Raw genomic sequence first — 14,954 nt, 5'->3', positions numbered from 1 at the left:
GACATTCACTTGTCCATTTTCCAAAATCCGTAATCGGACCCGTCACCGAGATGAGCACCGAAATAGTACCCCTCCGGTGAGTAACTATCGAGCGTGTCGAACAGCGATTCCAGCAATCCCGCCGCGTCATCGCTGTTCCACCAGTCTGCTTCTTTGTCCTCCATGGCATGGGCGGGGATGGCATTCATCACCTGCACGTACTCCGGTGTGTCACGGATAACGTCCAAGAACGCCGGAATCAGGTCCTGCGTGCGCATCGTGCCGTGGGAGATACTCTCTCCCGGCACGGCATGGAGGCGGTTTTGTGTCCTCTCGTCTATGAACATGGCATTTAGATAAAGGGCAGACGGGTATCTTCCAGCATGGAGGCCAGCATTTGACACATCTCGTATGAAGCACGGTTGCGGTCGTCAATGCAGCGTGAATCACGCCCTGCCATAGCGGTAATGGAAGCCTTTACCGTTCTGAAGAATGTCTGTTCCAGTGTCTTGTGGAAATAAGGAAGAGCCTGGGCGAAACGTTCGGACTTGAATCCCAAATCGTTCATGGCGTATTCCAGCTGTTTGGCCGCCTTGTACTCGCGGCTGTTCTCCAGGCTTTCCGGAATATCACCGAACTGTGCGGTCCGGAGCTGGCGTTCCAGTTCGATGACGGCCACCGAAAGCAACAGCTTGATGGCTTCCGGGTTGCCGATACCGTGTTTCTGCCCGTCAGCGGTATGGAACTCGATCAGGTTTACACTGTTATTCTCTTGTAATTCTTTGTAGCATGCGAGGGTCTTGCTGAGCGCTTTTGCTTTCTCTTTATCCATAATTTTATCTGATTTGATTGTTATTGCACACAAGTACGTCCCCAACGATGAAGTCTTTCGACGCCGGGTGATGAGCACGGAATATCCTGCTCGCTTCAAGATTGAGGGACAGAGGGATAAGTTTGCCTTCCTCGTTGACGACCATTGTCGTGCTCCCGTCCAGTTCCACCAGTTCGATGTAGCCGCCGACAATCGCCTGCATCTCCTCCAGCGTGAAGTCTGAGCCATTGGCTGGCTGCACGGGTTGGCGTGTTCCGTCCGTTTTGATGATTTCTGTCATAGTTGCTTTGAAATTTTAAGATTCATGACTCGCCAGTATATCCAAAATCTGTTGCAAAGGGAATTTTTCAGTATAGAATCGCTCGTCGGTATGTTTGCCGTACGCCCGGTATCTGGCTTCCCCGTTTGCAAATACCGCCAAGATATGGCTGACCAGCACATTGTCCGGCGGAACCAACCTTTCCAGTTCCGTTTCGGTCAGTTCCACGAAGCACCAGTTATTGTCTTCCGGCAAGTCCTCGCTGCCCAGTATCCCGTCCTCGTCCGGCTGGTAAAAACCAACCGATATGTCATAAAAGTTCAAAGACTGGAAACTGATGTCATCCTTGAATGGCTTGACGGCTTCCAGCCTGCCGGACTGTGTCTGTCTCCACTCTTTTGACAGGTACACGATTGCAAAGTCGCAGCAATCCCATGCACTGTCAGTTCCTGCCTTGAGCAGGAGGTATGGGGTAGGTTCATTTGAGATTTTCATCGTATTTCCCTCCTTTTATGCCACGCGTGATACCGTTTCACGGTGCGTAGCTGGTTAATGATATGGCCAAAAAGCTCGCGTGAATAGATGCGATAATGGAACACAGCCGAATACTCGCATACATTGCCGTGAAAGTCCACGTGGGAGCGGTCATCCGCAAAGTCGAACAAGTCGCCCTGGATTTCCAGCGTGTATTTGTTCTTCCGTAGCCAGTCAAAAAACTCGAAGATGTCCTTCTTTTGGGAGTAGAAAGTGCAGTATTCGTAGCGGTTTCCGCGCAGGTTCCTCAGCAATGCCGCCATCTCGTTCCGTTCCCGGCGGTCGCCAAATTCGGATCCCGTCCGAGTGGCGAGGTTCTTCAGGAAATATATTTTACCTCCATACTCGAAATAGTACGGTATGTAGGTGACCGTCTTTTTGTACCAATTGACATATTTGACAAAGGAAGCCTTCTTGACGATGGCGGGATGCAGGTTTACTTTCTCCATGTGTTCCCGAATCTGGCGGTAGATTTCCGCATTGGAAAGACGTATGGGACGTTCCGCCCGGAAATACCTGCCGTCCGACTCGAAACAGAGCGCGTACAGGTTTCGGTAATACGGTTCCCCGACAAAGAACCAGTCGCTCTGCATGCGGGCCGGAGGCAGGCATTCCAGCAGTTCGTAATAACGTTCCTCCGTAATTTCATGGAAGGGCTTGCAAAGTGCCCGGGTATAACGCTTCACAAGCAGTGTCATGCGTACCGGTGATACAGCGACCAGGTACGGGTTCTTCTCCCTTTCGCGCAGTGCTTCCAGCGTCTCGCCGCCGTAGTCGCTGTGCATGTCATCCGACATCGACGTGAGGCATGTCCCGTCGAAATAACGTGAATCGATGATGTATCTCATGGGCACTGGATTAAATGGTTATTTTCAACACCTGACCGGCGGCATATTCGGCATTGCGGGTGAGCTGGCGCTGCCATGCCTGGTTGCGTGGCGCCCACTTGAAAGCGTTACGCTTCAAGGTTGTACGCATATCGGTATCGGGTATTTTGTCGAAGAGGATTTGCAGGCGGTCTTCTTCGAAGTTGTAGACCACCTTGCCGCCATCGAACGGAATCTCACGATTTTCACGGCTTGCCCGTTCCTGCTGCTTTTCCCGCACCTTGCGGACGAGTTCGGGATACTTGAAGATTGAATGGCGTGCCGTGACGACAGGTTTCTTGACTTTGTCGTTCCACTCTCGCAGACGAGCGACGGCACGGTCGATGATTTCCACGTTGCCATGGTTGACATAGGTGGAGAGTCGCCCGGCGAGGTTGCTGACGAAGAGAGCCCGGCTATAGCCTCGTGCCGTACCCGTATCGATACCGTGAATGGTCGAGGCGGCATCGTCGATAAAGGCTTTGACCTTCTGCCACTCCTCCTCGAGACGCTGTTCTTCGGGCTTGGCCGCTTCGGTAGCCTTGCGAATCGCTTCGAGTGCACGTTCTCGCCATTCCCGGAACGCCGTGACGCTCTTGGCGTGGCTGTTGCAGGCCTTTTCGTTGCGGCCCGTGTTGAAGCGTGCAGGTCCCGTAATCATCGCGCTGGCACAACGGCTGTTGGCGGCGATCATGGCAGAGAAATAGCGTTTGTAGTTTTCCATGTAACGTTCCCGCTGCTGCTCGGGCATCGACTGCAAATCCTCGTGCAGTTCCTTTTCGTGCGAGGCGATGTCTGACTCACCCCGCTCGTCGGGTGAGAAGGAGGTGAGGTTGTAGGAGCTGCACGCCTGCTTGAAATATTCTTCCAGATAGCCCGGGTGCGCCACTTCCACAACTTCCCAGTCCTTGAAGTCCGCCGGGGCGAGGATTTCTTCCTTGCCCGGATTCCCTACAAGATGGGAATAGCTGCAATACCCGTGTCTCTTTCCCCTGAAAAGAAACGCTACCGGTTCGCTTTCCGGGGCATCCACACGCCGCACCATGGTCACACGATGGGCATTTTCCTTTGTCAATAATGTTGTTTCCATACCTTTCTTCTTGATTTCGTTATTTGATTGTTTCCGATTTTTATTGTTGCTTCATCCGGGCGGCATGGTCCATTACAGAGGCGAACCCCACCTCGATACCTATCTGGTATCCGCCCTTGATAGTCGATTCCAGCTCCGCCTCGCTTTCGATCAGGGATTCCGAATCATCGGCATAAAGCCTGTACAGGGAGAATACGTCTGCCTCCCATAGCTTCCGGGCATTTTCCGCCGATACAAGCAGCCACACGAAACCGTCCTCACGGGTTACCTTGACGGCGGCTTCGCTATGGCTCAGAGTCCGCCACTCCTTGATGTCCAGTGCCACCCTCCACACGATATACATCAGCGCATCGTGGCGGCTTTTAATATCAGGGGAATCGCACAGGCGGCTGGCCACATCTTTGAGTGTCCGGAAAGAGTCCGCCATGAACTGCTCCACGACATACGGCTTTTCGGCAATGGCGGAACAGGCATCGTCCGCCCTGCCTGATTCCGGAACGGTCTGAATATCCTCCTCTTCAAGGAAGATTTCACGGTGCAGGTAGTCCAAGTAGTAATATGATTTCATTCCGCTTATTCTTTGGGGGTGAAAGTGATTCTCGTGTGCCCGTCATAACCGAAGGACGGTTTCAGGCCGAAGGCTTCGGCATCACTGCTGATGCAGCAGATGTCCCAAATCTCCAACCCTCCGGCGCAGGTTATGACGGTATTGTTTTCAGATATTTGCGGCGACTTGTCTTTCAATGCAGCCCCGCCGCAGATGCCGCGTAGAATAACACCACGCTGGTGGGTAGTAAGTTCTTTCGTTTCCATAGACCTAATCTTTTGCTTTTACACCGAACATGTTCTCCATTGTACTGGCGAGGGCTTCCTTGAAACCGTCGCTTACGCCCCAGTATTCAAGTAACCCGTTGCCGATGACCTGCATCTGTTTGTCGGTGGGCATATCGCCATCATACCCGTATTCCTTGAGCAGGGCACGGCTGATGATGACACCTTTTATCTCGTTGATTCTATGTTCCTCTCCCATAGCCGTTAATACATCTTTACCCGCAGACCAGATATCTGCTTTCTCGTTATTTCTGTCATTTTCTTTATCCGTTTATAAAAGCATAGGGGCATTCCGCCCCCATAGTTGTTATTAATTCATATTATTTTGCATGATTTTTTCCGGAACACCTATCCGGCATAGATGTACTTGAGCTTGGGCACTCCGTTCTGGAGCACGGTGAAGGCGTTTTCTTCCACCTGCACGTCCTTTGCCTTTGGCCACCATAGCCACGAGAGTTTCCCGTCGGGTTTGAGGAATGCCACGGCATTACCCTGCACTTTCCCGACCTCACGCACGCCGAGGTCTTTTCCGCCCTCGAACAGCCGGACACACCGCCACTTCGAGCCAAGCGTCATTTTCCGTTTCACGTCTGCTAATGTTTTCATACTCATTGCGTTTTTATTATTGCATATAAATTCTGCATTTCCGGTTGCACCGTCTCAGGCTGTCCGCCGAGAGCGGATAACTGCGGTTCAAATGGTCGGGAAACCCTTCTCGGAACATCAGCTCCGCCGTAGCGTACTCCTTGCACCATTTCCGCCGACGTCTCCCACGGGCAGGTCTCGTTTCCGGCATCCGCCTTTTCGGAGATTTCGGCACACGCCATTTCCCACCGACAAACACCGCTTCATATTCCCGTTGTAACACGCCGCTGCAATACGCCGCCACGCTGACAGCGGGCACACTTCCGAGCTGTCCCGTCGCGGCAAGGCTGTCAAGCGTATCGGTGGCAGCCTTGAAACTGGCAAAGCACCCGTAACTGCGGGTGCGCTTTGCGTCAAACACTTCTATCATATTTATTCGTTTTATTATTGGCACATCCGTTCTCCGCTTCCCCGCACAGGATAACAGCGGAAGCACGGCAGGCGGTTCCGCAGAACGCCAGACCGTGCTTAACCGTGTTATATACAAGGTAGGCACAACGCCTCACGGCGCAAGGAAGTCATATCGGAGGGAATTTTAGAAAAGTGCGGGCATTTCAGGGTGCAATCCTGACACAGTGTATATCAATGCCCGAAAAAGCGCGCACGCCCCGCAGTTTCCGCAGCACGTGTGCGCGTCATGTCACTCGCCATCGTCCCCGCTGTCAATTCCTGCGGTGATGTTGCATATCTCCTGCAATGCCGATTCTATCTGCACAAGGTCGTCGATGTCGAACTTCACGGCATCGCAGTCCTTCTCCCACACTTGGCGGGCTATGAAGACGGCATCATGCAGCGACCGCTCGGACTCTTCCAGAGCGGTCTTCAGGTCGTCCACGGTGTACTCCCCGTCCTGCGGCGGAGGTACAGTCCCGGCACCGTTTTTTGCCGGGAAATTCTTTTCGCCTATCACGTTACAGTTGCTTTCGCCCGAAATGAAAAGCGCGTATCCGTGGCATACGTCACAAGAACACGCGCTTACGACGGCAGATACGAAAAGGGCAGGCAGTCCCACACGTTCAGCGGGCTGCCTGCCGTCCTTTTGCCTTTTTCGGGCAGGTTTCAGTTACTCCGTTGCCCTTATGCCGCCTTTTTGCTTTCGTCGGCAACCGTTCCGGCAGGCTGTTCCGCCACCTTTTCAGCCTTGCCGGTCTTGGTCGTTTTCTCGGTTGGCTTTTCGAGGCTGGCGAGGTTCGGGGCGAAATCCATGGCGTTGCGGATAGCCTTTGCAGCGGCATGGATTGTCTTTTGGAAATCACGGTTTGACTTCTCGAGGTCTACTTTGGTCGGCACAAGACCGATACGCGCCCAAACGCTGTCGGTAAGGTCGTACTTCTTGATACGATTTCCCGACTTCTCGCAGATGATGATTTCCGCAGGGGTTGTGGCACGGAATTTCGAGCGTATGCCGTCGGCATCGGCACGCAGTTTCTTTTCCTCCGCAATGGTGTGCCACATAGTTGCGACCATGTTTTTAATCACACGGAAAATCTCGTTGTCCGACTTGTCGGCAGGCTCAAAGTCCGCACCGAAAAAGTGCTGTGCCGTCTGCACGAGTTCACCGTCCTTGTTGGTAGAGTTGTAAACCAACATGATACCTGCAAACGAACCGATGTTTGCATACTGTTCCTTGTTCAATTTAGAAGTTGCCATAATGATAAAATTTTAGAAACACTGCGCAAAATCACGCATTGCGGGCACTCGGGGAGTCGAACCCCGAACTTTGCACCATAGCGCAAAGTGTGGCATTTCCTGCCACGCGCCCAAAAATTTGCCGTGCATTTCACCCTGCACGGCAAAATTTTTCGTAACTTTGTCGCACTTAAAACGTACCCCATAGCAGAGCTATCCAAATGAGCGCATTTTCGGCATATCGTATCTTTGCACGAGTTCTACTCATCGTGTCGTGGCTCTGCGCTGCTTTACTCCAATTTCGGCAAGACGCTTCTCTGGCACGTTCCGGATCTTTTCCAATCCGGCAGCTAACAGTAAGGCGGTGGGCGGCTGGTGATTATGGGCATAACATTGGCAATGCTCTTTTCTCAAGCTCCGTGCGGACTGTTTTTCCGCTACCGTGCATTTTATCTCCGTGCGCACAAGGGCGCAATTATGGCATTATTCTTGCACGTCCTTTTCAGTGGCGGTATTCTCAATACTCCCAGCGACTTGCAAAAGTCTTGACGTATTTCCGGCACTCGGAATAAATACGATTTATCCCGTTCCATAAATTTCCCTACTTTCGTAGGTTGGCAATACTGGTATTATTGCCCCGTGCGAAGCGTGGTTATTTAACGCACTCTTTAAGCGTACCTAAACGCACACGGTGTTGTTTCGGGTGTTACCCTTTGACGGCTCAACAACTCACTTTCGTGTAAACGCCGTTTTTGTTTCTCGCTCTCGGCGGTCTTTGCTTTTCTGTTTTTTAATTCTGTTTTTTACTATCTATTTTTTTATTCGTTTTTCTCCGTACTTGTTTGCCGTTTGTTTGGCTTTCGAGTACATGACTATTATAAAACCGTTTTTCAGAACTGCAAAACTTTTTGAGAAAAAAAATTTGGAACGTTCCAAAAACAGCCTTTTTGCGAATATGGAACGCACGCGCGCGAAGTGAATTTGTAAATAGTTGAATATCAATAAAATAGAAAAAATGATTTTCTTTGAAAAAAATTTTTCCTTTGCAAAAATCAAAAAAGCCCCGTTTCAACGTATGTATAAAATCAAAATCAGTTTTGTCTATTGATTATCAGATTATTAGCTGCTTAAAATGGATAAAATAGGACTGAAAAGATTTTTTTACTTTCAATTTGTAAGCAAAGATAATGTAAAAGACGTTTTTAGGCTTACTTTATACAAAAGTAAACCTAATAAATTATTGATATTCAATGGTGTAATAAAAATAAAAAGATTAGGGAGGGTGTACCCTCGGGTGCGGATTCGGTCTCTGTCCTCGGGCCGTTTTTTCAAGTCCGGTTTTCCAAAATGGCTCAAAATGCGGCTTTCGGATTGAAACTGTAAGCAGGTATCAAAAAATATACAGTAAAGTACTTGTATTTATCATGGTTGCTTAAGGTGCTGGTGTTCACCATGTCCCATATTTTTGAAATATTCTCATTTGTGGATGCCTGTCCTTTCAATTTTCACGGGTGTACAGACTTTCTGCACGATTTCCGGGTTCCGGCTTGAAGTTGTTTTTTAGATACGCTGAAAACGCATCAAAAAATATATAGAGACACGTCGGTATATTGACTGTTCTTAACCGGATTGGACGACGGAAAAGGAGGATGTGTATTCCTGTCATTCAGTATGTTCGGATATGCTTTTCACAATCGGACAATCTTGTAATGTTTTGTTCCTTAATCATATAGAATATACAGAACGAAGCTATCCACATGGATTCCGACTTATTTGTACGGTTTTTGTGACTTTATACAGGAAACCGTGGAAATGCAGAAGAAATGGGGTTCAGTCACCTGCCTTTTTGGTGAATTATACGTATATTTGCCGTATTGTATCCACTTATGTATGAAGTATGGCATTTTGCTGTTACAGGAAATATCTGGATAAAGAATCGAAAGAATGGAATCATATCATAAGAAGAAAATCGGGAGTATTCCGAAAGACAGCACGGGTGGGTCGTCCATTCGCAAGGGAATGGTCGTCTTCAACGGTGGGACATCGGAAACCGGACTTGTGGGAGATGTCACGGGTAATTGCGTGTCGGTTCCGGTAAGGATGACTGCGGGCAGAGAACTCGTTACCGATGACGCGGTCATGTTTCTGAATGATTGCCGGGAAGCGAGCGCAGAGCAAAAGATTGCCCTCCAACGCCTGCTGAACGAAGGCCATCTTGCATGGGACAAGCGCCGGGGTGTATGTTCGGAATCTCTCTATGCTCCCAAAGACGGACAGTTGGTAAAACTCAGTATCCTGGATGAGCATGTAATACTGGGGGCTTTCAAGGAAATCGACGCAAAAGGACGTGTTGTGCTGTATTGCCTGCTGGACGAAGACGGGAGCCTGCGCTATTCCCTGCATGAAACAGTCGGGTACGCGGTGAATCTCCAGATACTGCCTATCGGAACCAGTGGCCGTAGCAGGCTTTCCGATGCTCTACGCCAGAAAGGGCTTGCATGGAACGGACGGCTGAAGGAACTCGAACGGCTGGCAACACGTGTCAGACGCGGTGACAAGTACTATTACCTGAATGACATACTGGAAATCCGTGAATGCAGGGACAACAACAGGCCGGCGGACAGGAAACGGTTGGAATGCGGGAACTATTTCATGGAGCGGAGGGATGCCGAACTGGTACGTGACTGCGTGCGCTCTGTCGTAAGGCTGAACCGCGACAAGGATGCCAGACGGTAAGAGGGTGACGGTATAAGGTATTCGTTCTGTTTCTCTCTCTTGTATCTGGGGAGGAAGTGGTCCTTTAATCCTCATCTTATCCGTTTTCAACACTTTCCGATTCAAAAAAACAAAAAAACAGACGGCGTGCCGTCTGTCATGATTTGTTTCTTTTTTGGTATCTTTTTTCTTTGCGTCAAAGAAAAAAGTACATCTTTCTTCTTTCTTCTTGTATAATACTACTTATAGTATTGTTGCTACATTTGTAACACCCCTCCTGTCAGATACACGGTACATTTGTACCACATTGAGGGGAAAGATGTGGCGAATTTCGCGTCTTTCCACCCAAATTCCACTATCGGGAGCATGAATCGCAAGCCGATGTTGCCGCTTCGGAAAATTGCAGTCGCCTTTTGCAGGGCAGCATTGCAAGAACGAAAACGGTCTGATTTTCACGTGCAGGAAAATAACCGCAAAAAGAGATCCGATAAAACATCTATATATGAAAAATATCCCCTATATTTGCATAAAATTTACATATAACTGCGATATAATATGATTATTCAGTTCACAGTCGAAAATTTCCTTTCGTTCAAGGAGCCGGCGACCTTGTCTTTGGCTGCTTCCGCGCTGAAAGAAAAACAGACCCGGTCCGATGAGATTGTTTTTGAGCTTGAAGGTACGAACCTCTCTTTGCTGAAGAGTGCGGTCATCTACGGGGCCAATGCCAGCGGGAAATCGAATCTGGTCAAAGCACTCGATTTCTTCAAATGGTTTGTCATCAATTCCTCCAAAGGCGTGCAGTCCGGCGAAAGCATACGGGTGGAAAGTTTCCGTCTCAACCGGAGGACGGAACAGGAGCCCAGTTATTTTGAGGCGGTCTTTGCCGACGAAACGGTCCAATACCGCTATGGGTTCGAAGTCGATGAAAAACGTGTACACCGGGAGTGGCTTTATCAAAAGGGCAACAAGCGCAAGGCAAAGGAGGTGGAACTGTTCCTGCGTGACGGCGATGAGTATGAACTGCATCCCAAATTTTCGGTCGGCAAAGAGGTTGTCGCCAAAAAAATGGTGCGCGACAATGCGCTGCTTCTTTCCGTGGCAGCACAGTTCAACGAAAGCGTCTCGGTGGAAATCATGGGATGGTTGGCCAACACCACGATTGTTCTTGGCAGCAGCGACGAGCGGATTTGGGAAATGGCGATAGCCCAGATCGATGATCCGTCCATGAAAAGGCGTATTGTGGAGTTTGCCCGGTTTGCAGACTTCGGAATCGACGACATACGCAAGGTTGACAATACAGTCATCAGTTCACACCAGCAATATGACGAGGAGGGCAACGCCACGAAGACGGTCACTTTCCCGTTCCGCGTAAACGAATCGGAGGGTACGATCAAATACTTCTCGCTGGCTTATCCTATAATCGACGCGTTGGATCATGGCAAAAGGCTGGTTGTCGACGAGTTCGACTCGAAAATGCACCCTCTGTTGACAAGTCGCATCATCGGGCTGTTCAATTCCAGAGTGACAAATCCCAGGAATGCACAGTTGATTTTCACGACACATGACACCAACCTGCTTAATGCAAGCCTGTTCCGCAGGGATCAGATCTGGTTTACACAGAAAGATTCGTTTGGAGCCTCGGAACTCTATTCGTTGGCGGAATACAAGGTTCGCAACAGTGCACCTTTCGAAAAGGAGTACCTGATGGGGAAATATGGCGGTATCCCTGTCATCGGCCAGTTTGAACGGTTATTTGACCTGAGGGAGGAAGAATATGGCAGCACGGACGAACAAGCGTGATCCACGCGCGGCACGGACACTCAGGCGTATCAGTTTTGTCCGTGAGGTCAAACAATCCTTCCTGATCATCTGCGAGGGGGTAAATACGGAACCGGATTATTTCAATGCATTTCGCCTGACTTCCGCCAATATTAAAGCGGTAGGCCAGGGACTCAATACGGTAGGTCTTGTCCAAAAGGCTTTACGGATGAAAGAAGAAGAGCGGAAGAAAGGACGCGAGTATGACCAGTGCTGGGTGGTATTTGACAAGGATGACTTTCCCGATCGGGATTTCAACCGGGCTATCGGTATGGCGGAAGCCGGTGGCATGAGGGTGGCATACAGCAACCAGGCTTTCGAGTATTGGTTCTTGCTGCACTATAACCTGGTACAAGGCCCGATGCACAGAAATCAGTATGAAACAAAGCTATCCGGCTTGTTGGGCTTCTCCTACAACAAGGAAGCCGGTACAGGCGGTCGTGTTTTCAGGGAGCTGGGCGGTAAACAGGCTCAGGCCATCACGAACGCAAAAGCCGTATTGCGCCGAATGGAGGGAATACCGCCGGCACAGGCGGAATCTTCGACAACGGTGCATCTTCTTGTGGAAGAACTGAATAAGTATATTTAGCATATTCTGTCGTTTGCCCGGATAATATTGTACCCGGCTACCACCTCCTTCCGGTTTTATCGGATTTTATGTCGCAAAAACACAAAAACAGACGGCAAATCACAACGATGCCGTCTGTTTTTATTCATTTACGTTCCGTGGACAGATACGCTCAAACTTTTCGGTGTCTCTCTTTCCATTGGCTGACCTCTTCGTCAGAGACGGATGCCACGGTCCTTTTTTCCACATCGAACATCCGATGACAGAATGCCCTGGTAGAAAAAGGATTTCCAAGTTCCGCCAATATCCCTACAAGCCGGTTGTAGGAATCCATGTGCCACAGGTAATCGTACATCCCGCTGACCGGCACCCGTTCAAGCAATCCCATACGCGTTGTCTTTTCCACGCACTTGTCGAAAATCCGCGAACCCATCTCCATGTTCTCCATGTAGTACCGCTTGCTGCGCAAGGTGTCGTAACCTTTTTCACGCAGGCGTGTACGGTCTGCCATGTACAGCATGAAGATGACCTCTTCCGGGGTGAACGCGCCGACCAGCCCGGTGAAGCATTTCATAAACGGTATCACGTGTTGCCTTTTGTCGTCATTCCCTTTCATGTCCGTTTTCGCGTTCGTTCGTCCGTAATGTTTCCGCTTCCCCGTCATCCTTAATCGACGGATTGACATAGAACTGGCATATCCTGCCGTTTATCATCGGTTTATACACGGCGTATCCCAGTTTTTTGGCGTAACGCCCCACGGATACGCGGTTGGCGAACTTGCCGGTATGTTCCGTCAGGTGTTCCGACATCTCCCCGACGGTCATTCTGCTTTTCAGTTTCATATCATTCGCGTTTAAATGTTTTCCTGATAAAGGATAGCCGCGACTAATACGAACTGTTTGCAAATGGTATGAATTAATAAGAGGCGGTTCCATGAAATCGGCAAAGGAGGAATCAACCGGTTATACTGATACTTCATTCATGAAACCGTCCCTCATCTATTTTCCCATTATCCGGACAATCTCCCGTATCGTGTCGAAGTTCCGCTCGTCCAGCCATTCTTTGGCCACGTTCCACGAGAGCGACATTCCGAACTTCAGGTTCTCCATGGTGATGGTATGGTGCGACAACCTGCCTTCAGTGGGCTTGAGCCCTGCCGCATGCAGTTCACACAGTCCGTCCTGAAAGAATGTGCACCCGCCTGCTTCCTGTTTCGCCTGTACCATCGGCACGATATACGGGATTTTTCCTAACAGCAGGCCTACCGCCCACCGAGTGGGTGCAAGACGCTCCCTGTATCCGGCTTTCAGCAACCGGAGGATGTCTTCCGGCGTACCGAGGCACGGTATCCGGCATTGCTGCCTGCACAGACGGCAACGGCACTCTACCGGCCGTCTTCCTGTCTTGCGGATGATCCGCTGTAATGCCGTTTCCATCGCTATGCACCCGGTGGGCAGTATTCAGGGTTCCTCTTGCGCCACAGTTCTATGATACACTCCCGTCCGGCCTGTGTCCATCGTTTGGTGGATCCGAAAGTATATACCTTGCCCCGGCTGTTCTCCCACGTGTAAGGCACATCGCATTGCCAGGCCCGGCAGGAAGGAAAGACCACCCATTGCCGCTTCTCGTACTTGCAGATGCCCTCTTCGGCAAGGAACTGGTGCAACTGTCGCGGCGATATGCCGAGTTCGTCAGCGATGCGCGTGCTCTTGAACCAGTCCCTGTTCTCGATAAACTCCTCGTAGAATACGATTTTCGGCAGGGATTCACTCACCACCTTCCGCAGTTCCAGAATCAGTCTCGTCGCCGATTCCATATCCTGCGGCATGGGACAATCCATACAGGGCAGACCGGGTGCCGCCACCCTGGGGCGTTCGCGTACGATTGTCTTCCCTCGTTTCACGGAGAGTTTGCCGATAGCCTCGCCCAACCATTCCGCCAAAGACAGGTCAGGGGCGATCCATCTGGCCAACGGTATGACAAGCGGTGATTCCAACCAGGTCGCACCGTGCCCCCGCCCCCGTGTGGTGAAGACTTGCGACTCGTATTTCCCGGTATGTCCGTTGCCGGCCATTTCCCTGCGGAGCATATCCGTGGAAGCGATGCGTAGCCATTCAGACGGGATTTTCCCGAAGTGCATCGTGATCTGCGTGGCGTTGACCATCAGCTTGTCGCCGACACGCCGGAACGTGACGGGGAACCCTTCCTCGAAGTGCATGACGATGTCGTCCTGCGGGACGGCGTGCAGCTCCCCGGCTTCCAGTTCCAGAAGCTTGTTGCCCCACACTTCCAATTCATCAAGCAGGTCACGGGGTATAATAGTCTCCTTGCGTACCAGTTGTAAAAGCCGGCGCATATCGATGGGACGGAAACCCCACTGTTCCCTGCCGTTTTTCCGGAAACTGATTTTCAATGCCGTCGGGCAAACACGGGCGATGGCGCCGTTTTCAAGCAGTTCGTCCCGCTTGAGTATATCGCATATATCCACGGCGCAGATATGGAGCTGGCCGTTATGGTTCCGGGAAACCCTTATGTTCCAGTCCCGGAACGGAACATTCCTATTTTCCCTCATAGGTATTTCCTCCTTTCTTTTGGTTATCAGACTTACGTTTGTTTTCAAGCAAGGCTCTCTTATGTGCCATCTTGCGCACCGGATAGTACGTGCGTTTCTCGCCGCAAAGGGCGTCATAATCTTTCAGCATCAGTGTGCCGAGGTCGGCCAGCTCGATTTCCACATCCGGATGCAGATGCCTGAAATAGAGTCCGCCGCTGCATACATACTTGCCCGTGCAACAGAATGAGATAGCCTGCAAGTTGCCTTTTGTCAATTCCGCCGCGCTGTGCAGCGAGCGCGTGACCGCTACAAGAACCTGTGCCCCGTTGAAGATGAGCACCATCTTGGGTCGTTTAAATGTGCTGCGTCTCATGTTGTTCTAAAATTTGCGTTAATTCCTCCTTTGTAAATCTAAGACCGGCAGCCTGTACCAGCCAAGTGTCTGAAACCGTAAATCCACCGGACAGCAGTTCGTCCACGCGCTCCAGAAGGTAGACACCGAACGCGGGATCGATGTAAACGACAAATAATAGAGCCAGACATTCATCAATTAACAGGTGTCCCGACGCCTCGTCACGGATGATCATCTTTTCCCTGTCTATTCCGTAGGCGTCTGCCAACGCCGTTGCCC

The 14,954-nt window shown here is 50.5% G+C and carries 22 protein-coding genes; 3 read left to right on the top strand and 19 right to left on the bottom strand.

The window, feature by feature from the left end:
• Positions 1–5: 5 nt before the first annotated feature.
• The 13 genes from DWY57_RS06805 to DWY57_RS06745 all read right to left on the bottom strand — a co-directional run bounded on the left by DWY57_RS06805 (position 6) and on the right by DWY57_RS06745 (position 6,686).
• Positions 6–326: a hypothetical protein gene (locus tag DWY57_RS06805; RefSeq protein ID WP_004303957.1), complete on the bottom strand. Its 321-nt coding sequence runs from the start codon at positions 324–326 to the stop codon at positions 6–8.
• A gap of 5 nt (positions 327–331) precedes the next feature.
• A complete protein-coding gene (locus DWY57_RS06800) occupies positions 332–811 on the bottom strand; it encodes a hypothetical protein (RefSeq protein WP_004293635.1) in 480 nt (159 codons plus the stop codon).
• 4 nt (positions 812–815) lie between these two features.
• Positions 816–1,013, bottom strand: coding sequence for a DUF3846 domain-containing protein (locus DWY57_RS06795; RefSeq protein WP_229076194.1), 198 nt, complete (start codon positions 1,011–1,013; stop codon positions 816–818).
• Between the two features lie 93 nt (positions 1,014–1,106).
• A complete protein-coding gene (locus tag DWY57_RS06790; protein WP_008143016.1) occupies positions 1,107–1,565 on the bottom strand; it encodes a hypothetical protein in 459 nt (152 codons plus the stop codon).
• Complete coding sequence (locus tag DWY57_RS06785) at positions 1,562–2,452, bottom strand: hypothetical protein (protein ID WP_008860787.1); 891 nt, start codon at positions 2,450–2,452, stop codon at positions 1,562–1,564. The genes DWY57_RS06790 and DWY57_RS06785 overlap by 4 nt, the downstream gene beginning before the upstream one ends.
• A gap of 10 nt (positions 2,453–2,462) precedes the next feature.
• Positions 2,463–3,560, bottom strand: coding sequence for a hypothetical protein (locus DWY57_RS06780; RefSeq protein WP_004293631.1), 1,098 nt, complete (start codon positions 3,558–3,560; stop codon positions 2,463–2,465).
• A gap of 40 nt (positions 3,561–3,600) precedes the next feature.
• Positions 3,601–4,128, bottom strand: coding sequence for a hypothetical protein (locus DWY57_RS06775; RefSeq protein WP_004293630.1), 528 nt, complete (start codon positions 4,126–4,128; stop codon positions 3,601–3,603).
• Between the two features lie 5 nt (positions 4,129–4,133).
• Entirely contained in the window at positions 4,134–4,373 is a 240-nt protein-coding gene (locus DWY57_RS06770; RefSeq protein ID WP_004293629.1) for a hypothetical protein, read from the bottom strand.
• Positions 4,374–4,377: 4 nt separating this feature from the next.
• Complete coding sequence (locus tag DWY57_RS06765) at positions 4,378–4,590, bottom strand: hypothetical protein (protein ID WP_004293628.1); 213 nt, start codon at positions 4,588–4,590, stop codon at positions 4,378–4,380.
• Between the two features lie 149 nt (positions 4,591–4,739).
• Positions 4,740–4,997, bottom strand: a complete 258-nt coding sequence (locus tag DWY57_RS06760; RefSeq protein WP_004303959.1) for a hypothetical protein — start codon at positions 4,995–4,997, stop codon at positions 4,740–4,742.
• Between the two features lie 16 nt (positions 4,998–5,013).
• Positions 5,014–5,406, bottom strand: a complete 393-nt coding sequence (locus DWY57_RS06755; RefSeq protein WP_004303960.1) for a hypothetical protein — start codon at positions 5,404–5,406, stop codon at positions 5,014–5,016.
• A gap of 270 nt (positions 5,407–5,676) precedes the next feature.
• Complete coding sequence (locus tag DWY57_RS06750) at positions 5,677–6,048, bottom strand: hypothetical protein (RefSeq protein WP_004293624.1); 372 nt, start codon at positions 6,046–6,048, stop codon at positions 5,677–5,679.
• 65 nt (positions 6,049–6,113) lie between these two features.
• A complete protein-coding gene (locus tag DWY57_RS06745) occupies positions 6,114–6,686 on the bottom strand; it encodes a hypothetical protein (protein ID WP_004293623.1) in 573 nt (190 codons plus the stop codon).
• Positions 6,687–8,609: 1,923 nt separating this feature from the next.
• Here DWY57_RS06745 and DWY57_RS06730 point away from each other — a divergent pair.
• The 3 genes from DWY57_RS06730 to DWY57_RS06720 all read left to right on the top strand — a co-directional run bounded on the left by DWY57_RS06730 (position 8,610) and on the right by DWY57_RS06720 (position 11,790).
• Positions 8,610–9,401 carry a hypothetical protein gene (locus DWY57_RS06730; protein ID WP_004293621.1) on the top strand — a complete coding sequence of 264 codons (792 nt, stop codon included), beginning with the start codon at positions 8,610–8,612 and terminating at the stop codon, positions 9,399–9,401.
• Positions 9,402–9,935: 534 nt separating this feature from the next.
• Entirely contained in the window at positions 9,936–11,183 is a 1,248-nt protein-coding gene (locus tag DWY57_RS06725; RefSeq protein ID WP_004293619.1) for an ATP-binding protein, read from the top strand.
• Complete coding sequence (locus DWY57_RS06720; RefSeq protein WP_004293618.1) at positions 11,158–11,790, top strand: RloB family protein; 633 nt, start codon at positions 11,158–11,160, stop codon at positions 11,788–11,790. The genes DWY57_RS06725 and DWY57_RS06720 overlap by 26 nt, the downstream gene beginning before the upstream one ends.
• Positions 11,791–11,941: 151 nt before the next feature.
• Here the strand turns inward: DWY57_RS06720 and DWY57_RS06715 are convergent, their stop codons facing one another.
• From DWY57_RS06715 to DWY57_RS21265, 6 genes are all read right to left on the bottom strand, one after another.
• Positions 11,942–12,385 carry a hypothetical protein gene (locus DWY57_RS06715; RefSeq protein WP_004293617.1) on the bottom strand — a complete coding sequence of 148 codons (444 nt, stop codon included), beginning with the start codon at positions 12,383–12,385 and terminating at the stop codon, positions 11,942–11,944.
• On the bottom strand, positions 12,372–12,611 hold the full coding sequence (locus DWY57_RS06710; RefSeq protein WP_004293616.1) for a hypothetical protein: 240 nt from the start codon (positions 12,609–12,611) through the stop codon (positions 12,372–12,374). Before DWY57_RS06710 ends, DWY57_RS06715 begins: the two co-directional genes overlap by 14 nt.
• A gap of 156 nt (positions 12,612–12,767) precedes the next feature.
• Positions 12,768–13,205, bottom strand: coding sequence for a hypothetical protein (locus DWY57_RS06705; protein WP_004293615.1), 438 nt, complete (start codon positions 13,203–13,205; stop codon positions 12,768–12,770).
• 2 nt (positions 13,206–13,207) lie between these two features.
• Positions 13,208–14,341 (bottom strand): phage antirepressor KilAC domain-containing protein, encoded by a 1,134-nt coding sequence (locus DWY57_RS06700; protein ID WP_004303966.1) that lies wholly within the window; start codon positions 14,339–14,341, stop codon positions 13,208–13,210.
• Positions 14,328–14,666, bottom strand: coding sequence for a hypothetical protein (locus DWY57_RS06695; RefSeq protein WP_004303967.1), 339 nt, complete (start codon positions 14,664–14,666; stop codon positions 14,328–14,330). The genes DWY57_RS06700 and DWY57_RS06695 overlap by 14 nt, the downstream gene beginning before the upstream one ends.
• Positions 14,667–14,676: 10 nt before the next feature.
• A complete protein-coding gene (locus DWY57_RS21265) occupies positions 14,677–14,910 on the bottom strand; it encodes a hypothetical protein (RefSeq protein WP_243634653.1) in 234 nt (77 codons plus the stop codon).
• Positions 14,911–14,954: the final 44 nt, after the last annotated feature.

The organism is Bacteroides sp. AF25-5LB (assembly GCF_003602965.1).
In the GTDB taxonomy this organism is placed as follows: domain Bacteria; phylum Bacteroidota; class Bacteroidia; order Bacteroidales; family Bacteroidaceae; genus Bacteroides; species Bacteroides uniformis.
The sequence above is the reverse complement of the archived record's forward strand: the minus strand, read 5'-3'. Positions and strand labels throughout refer to the sequence as shown.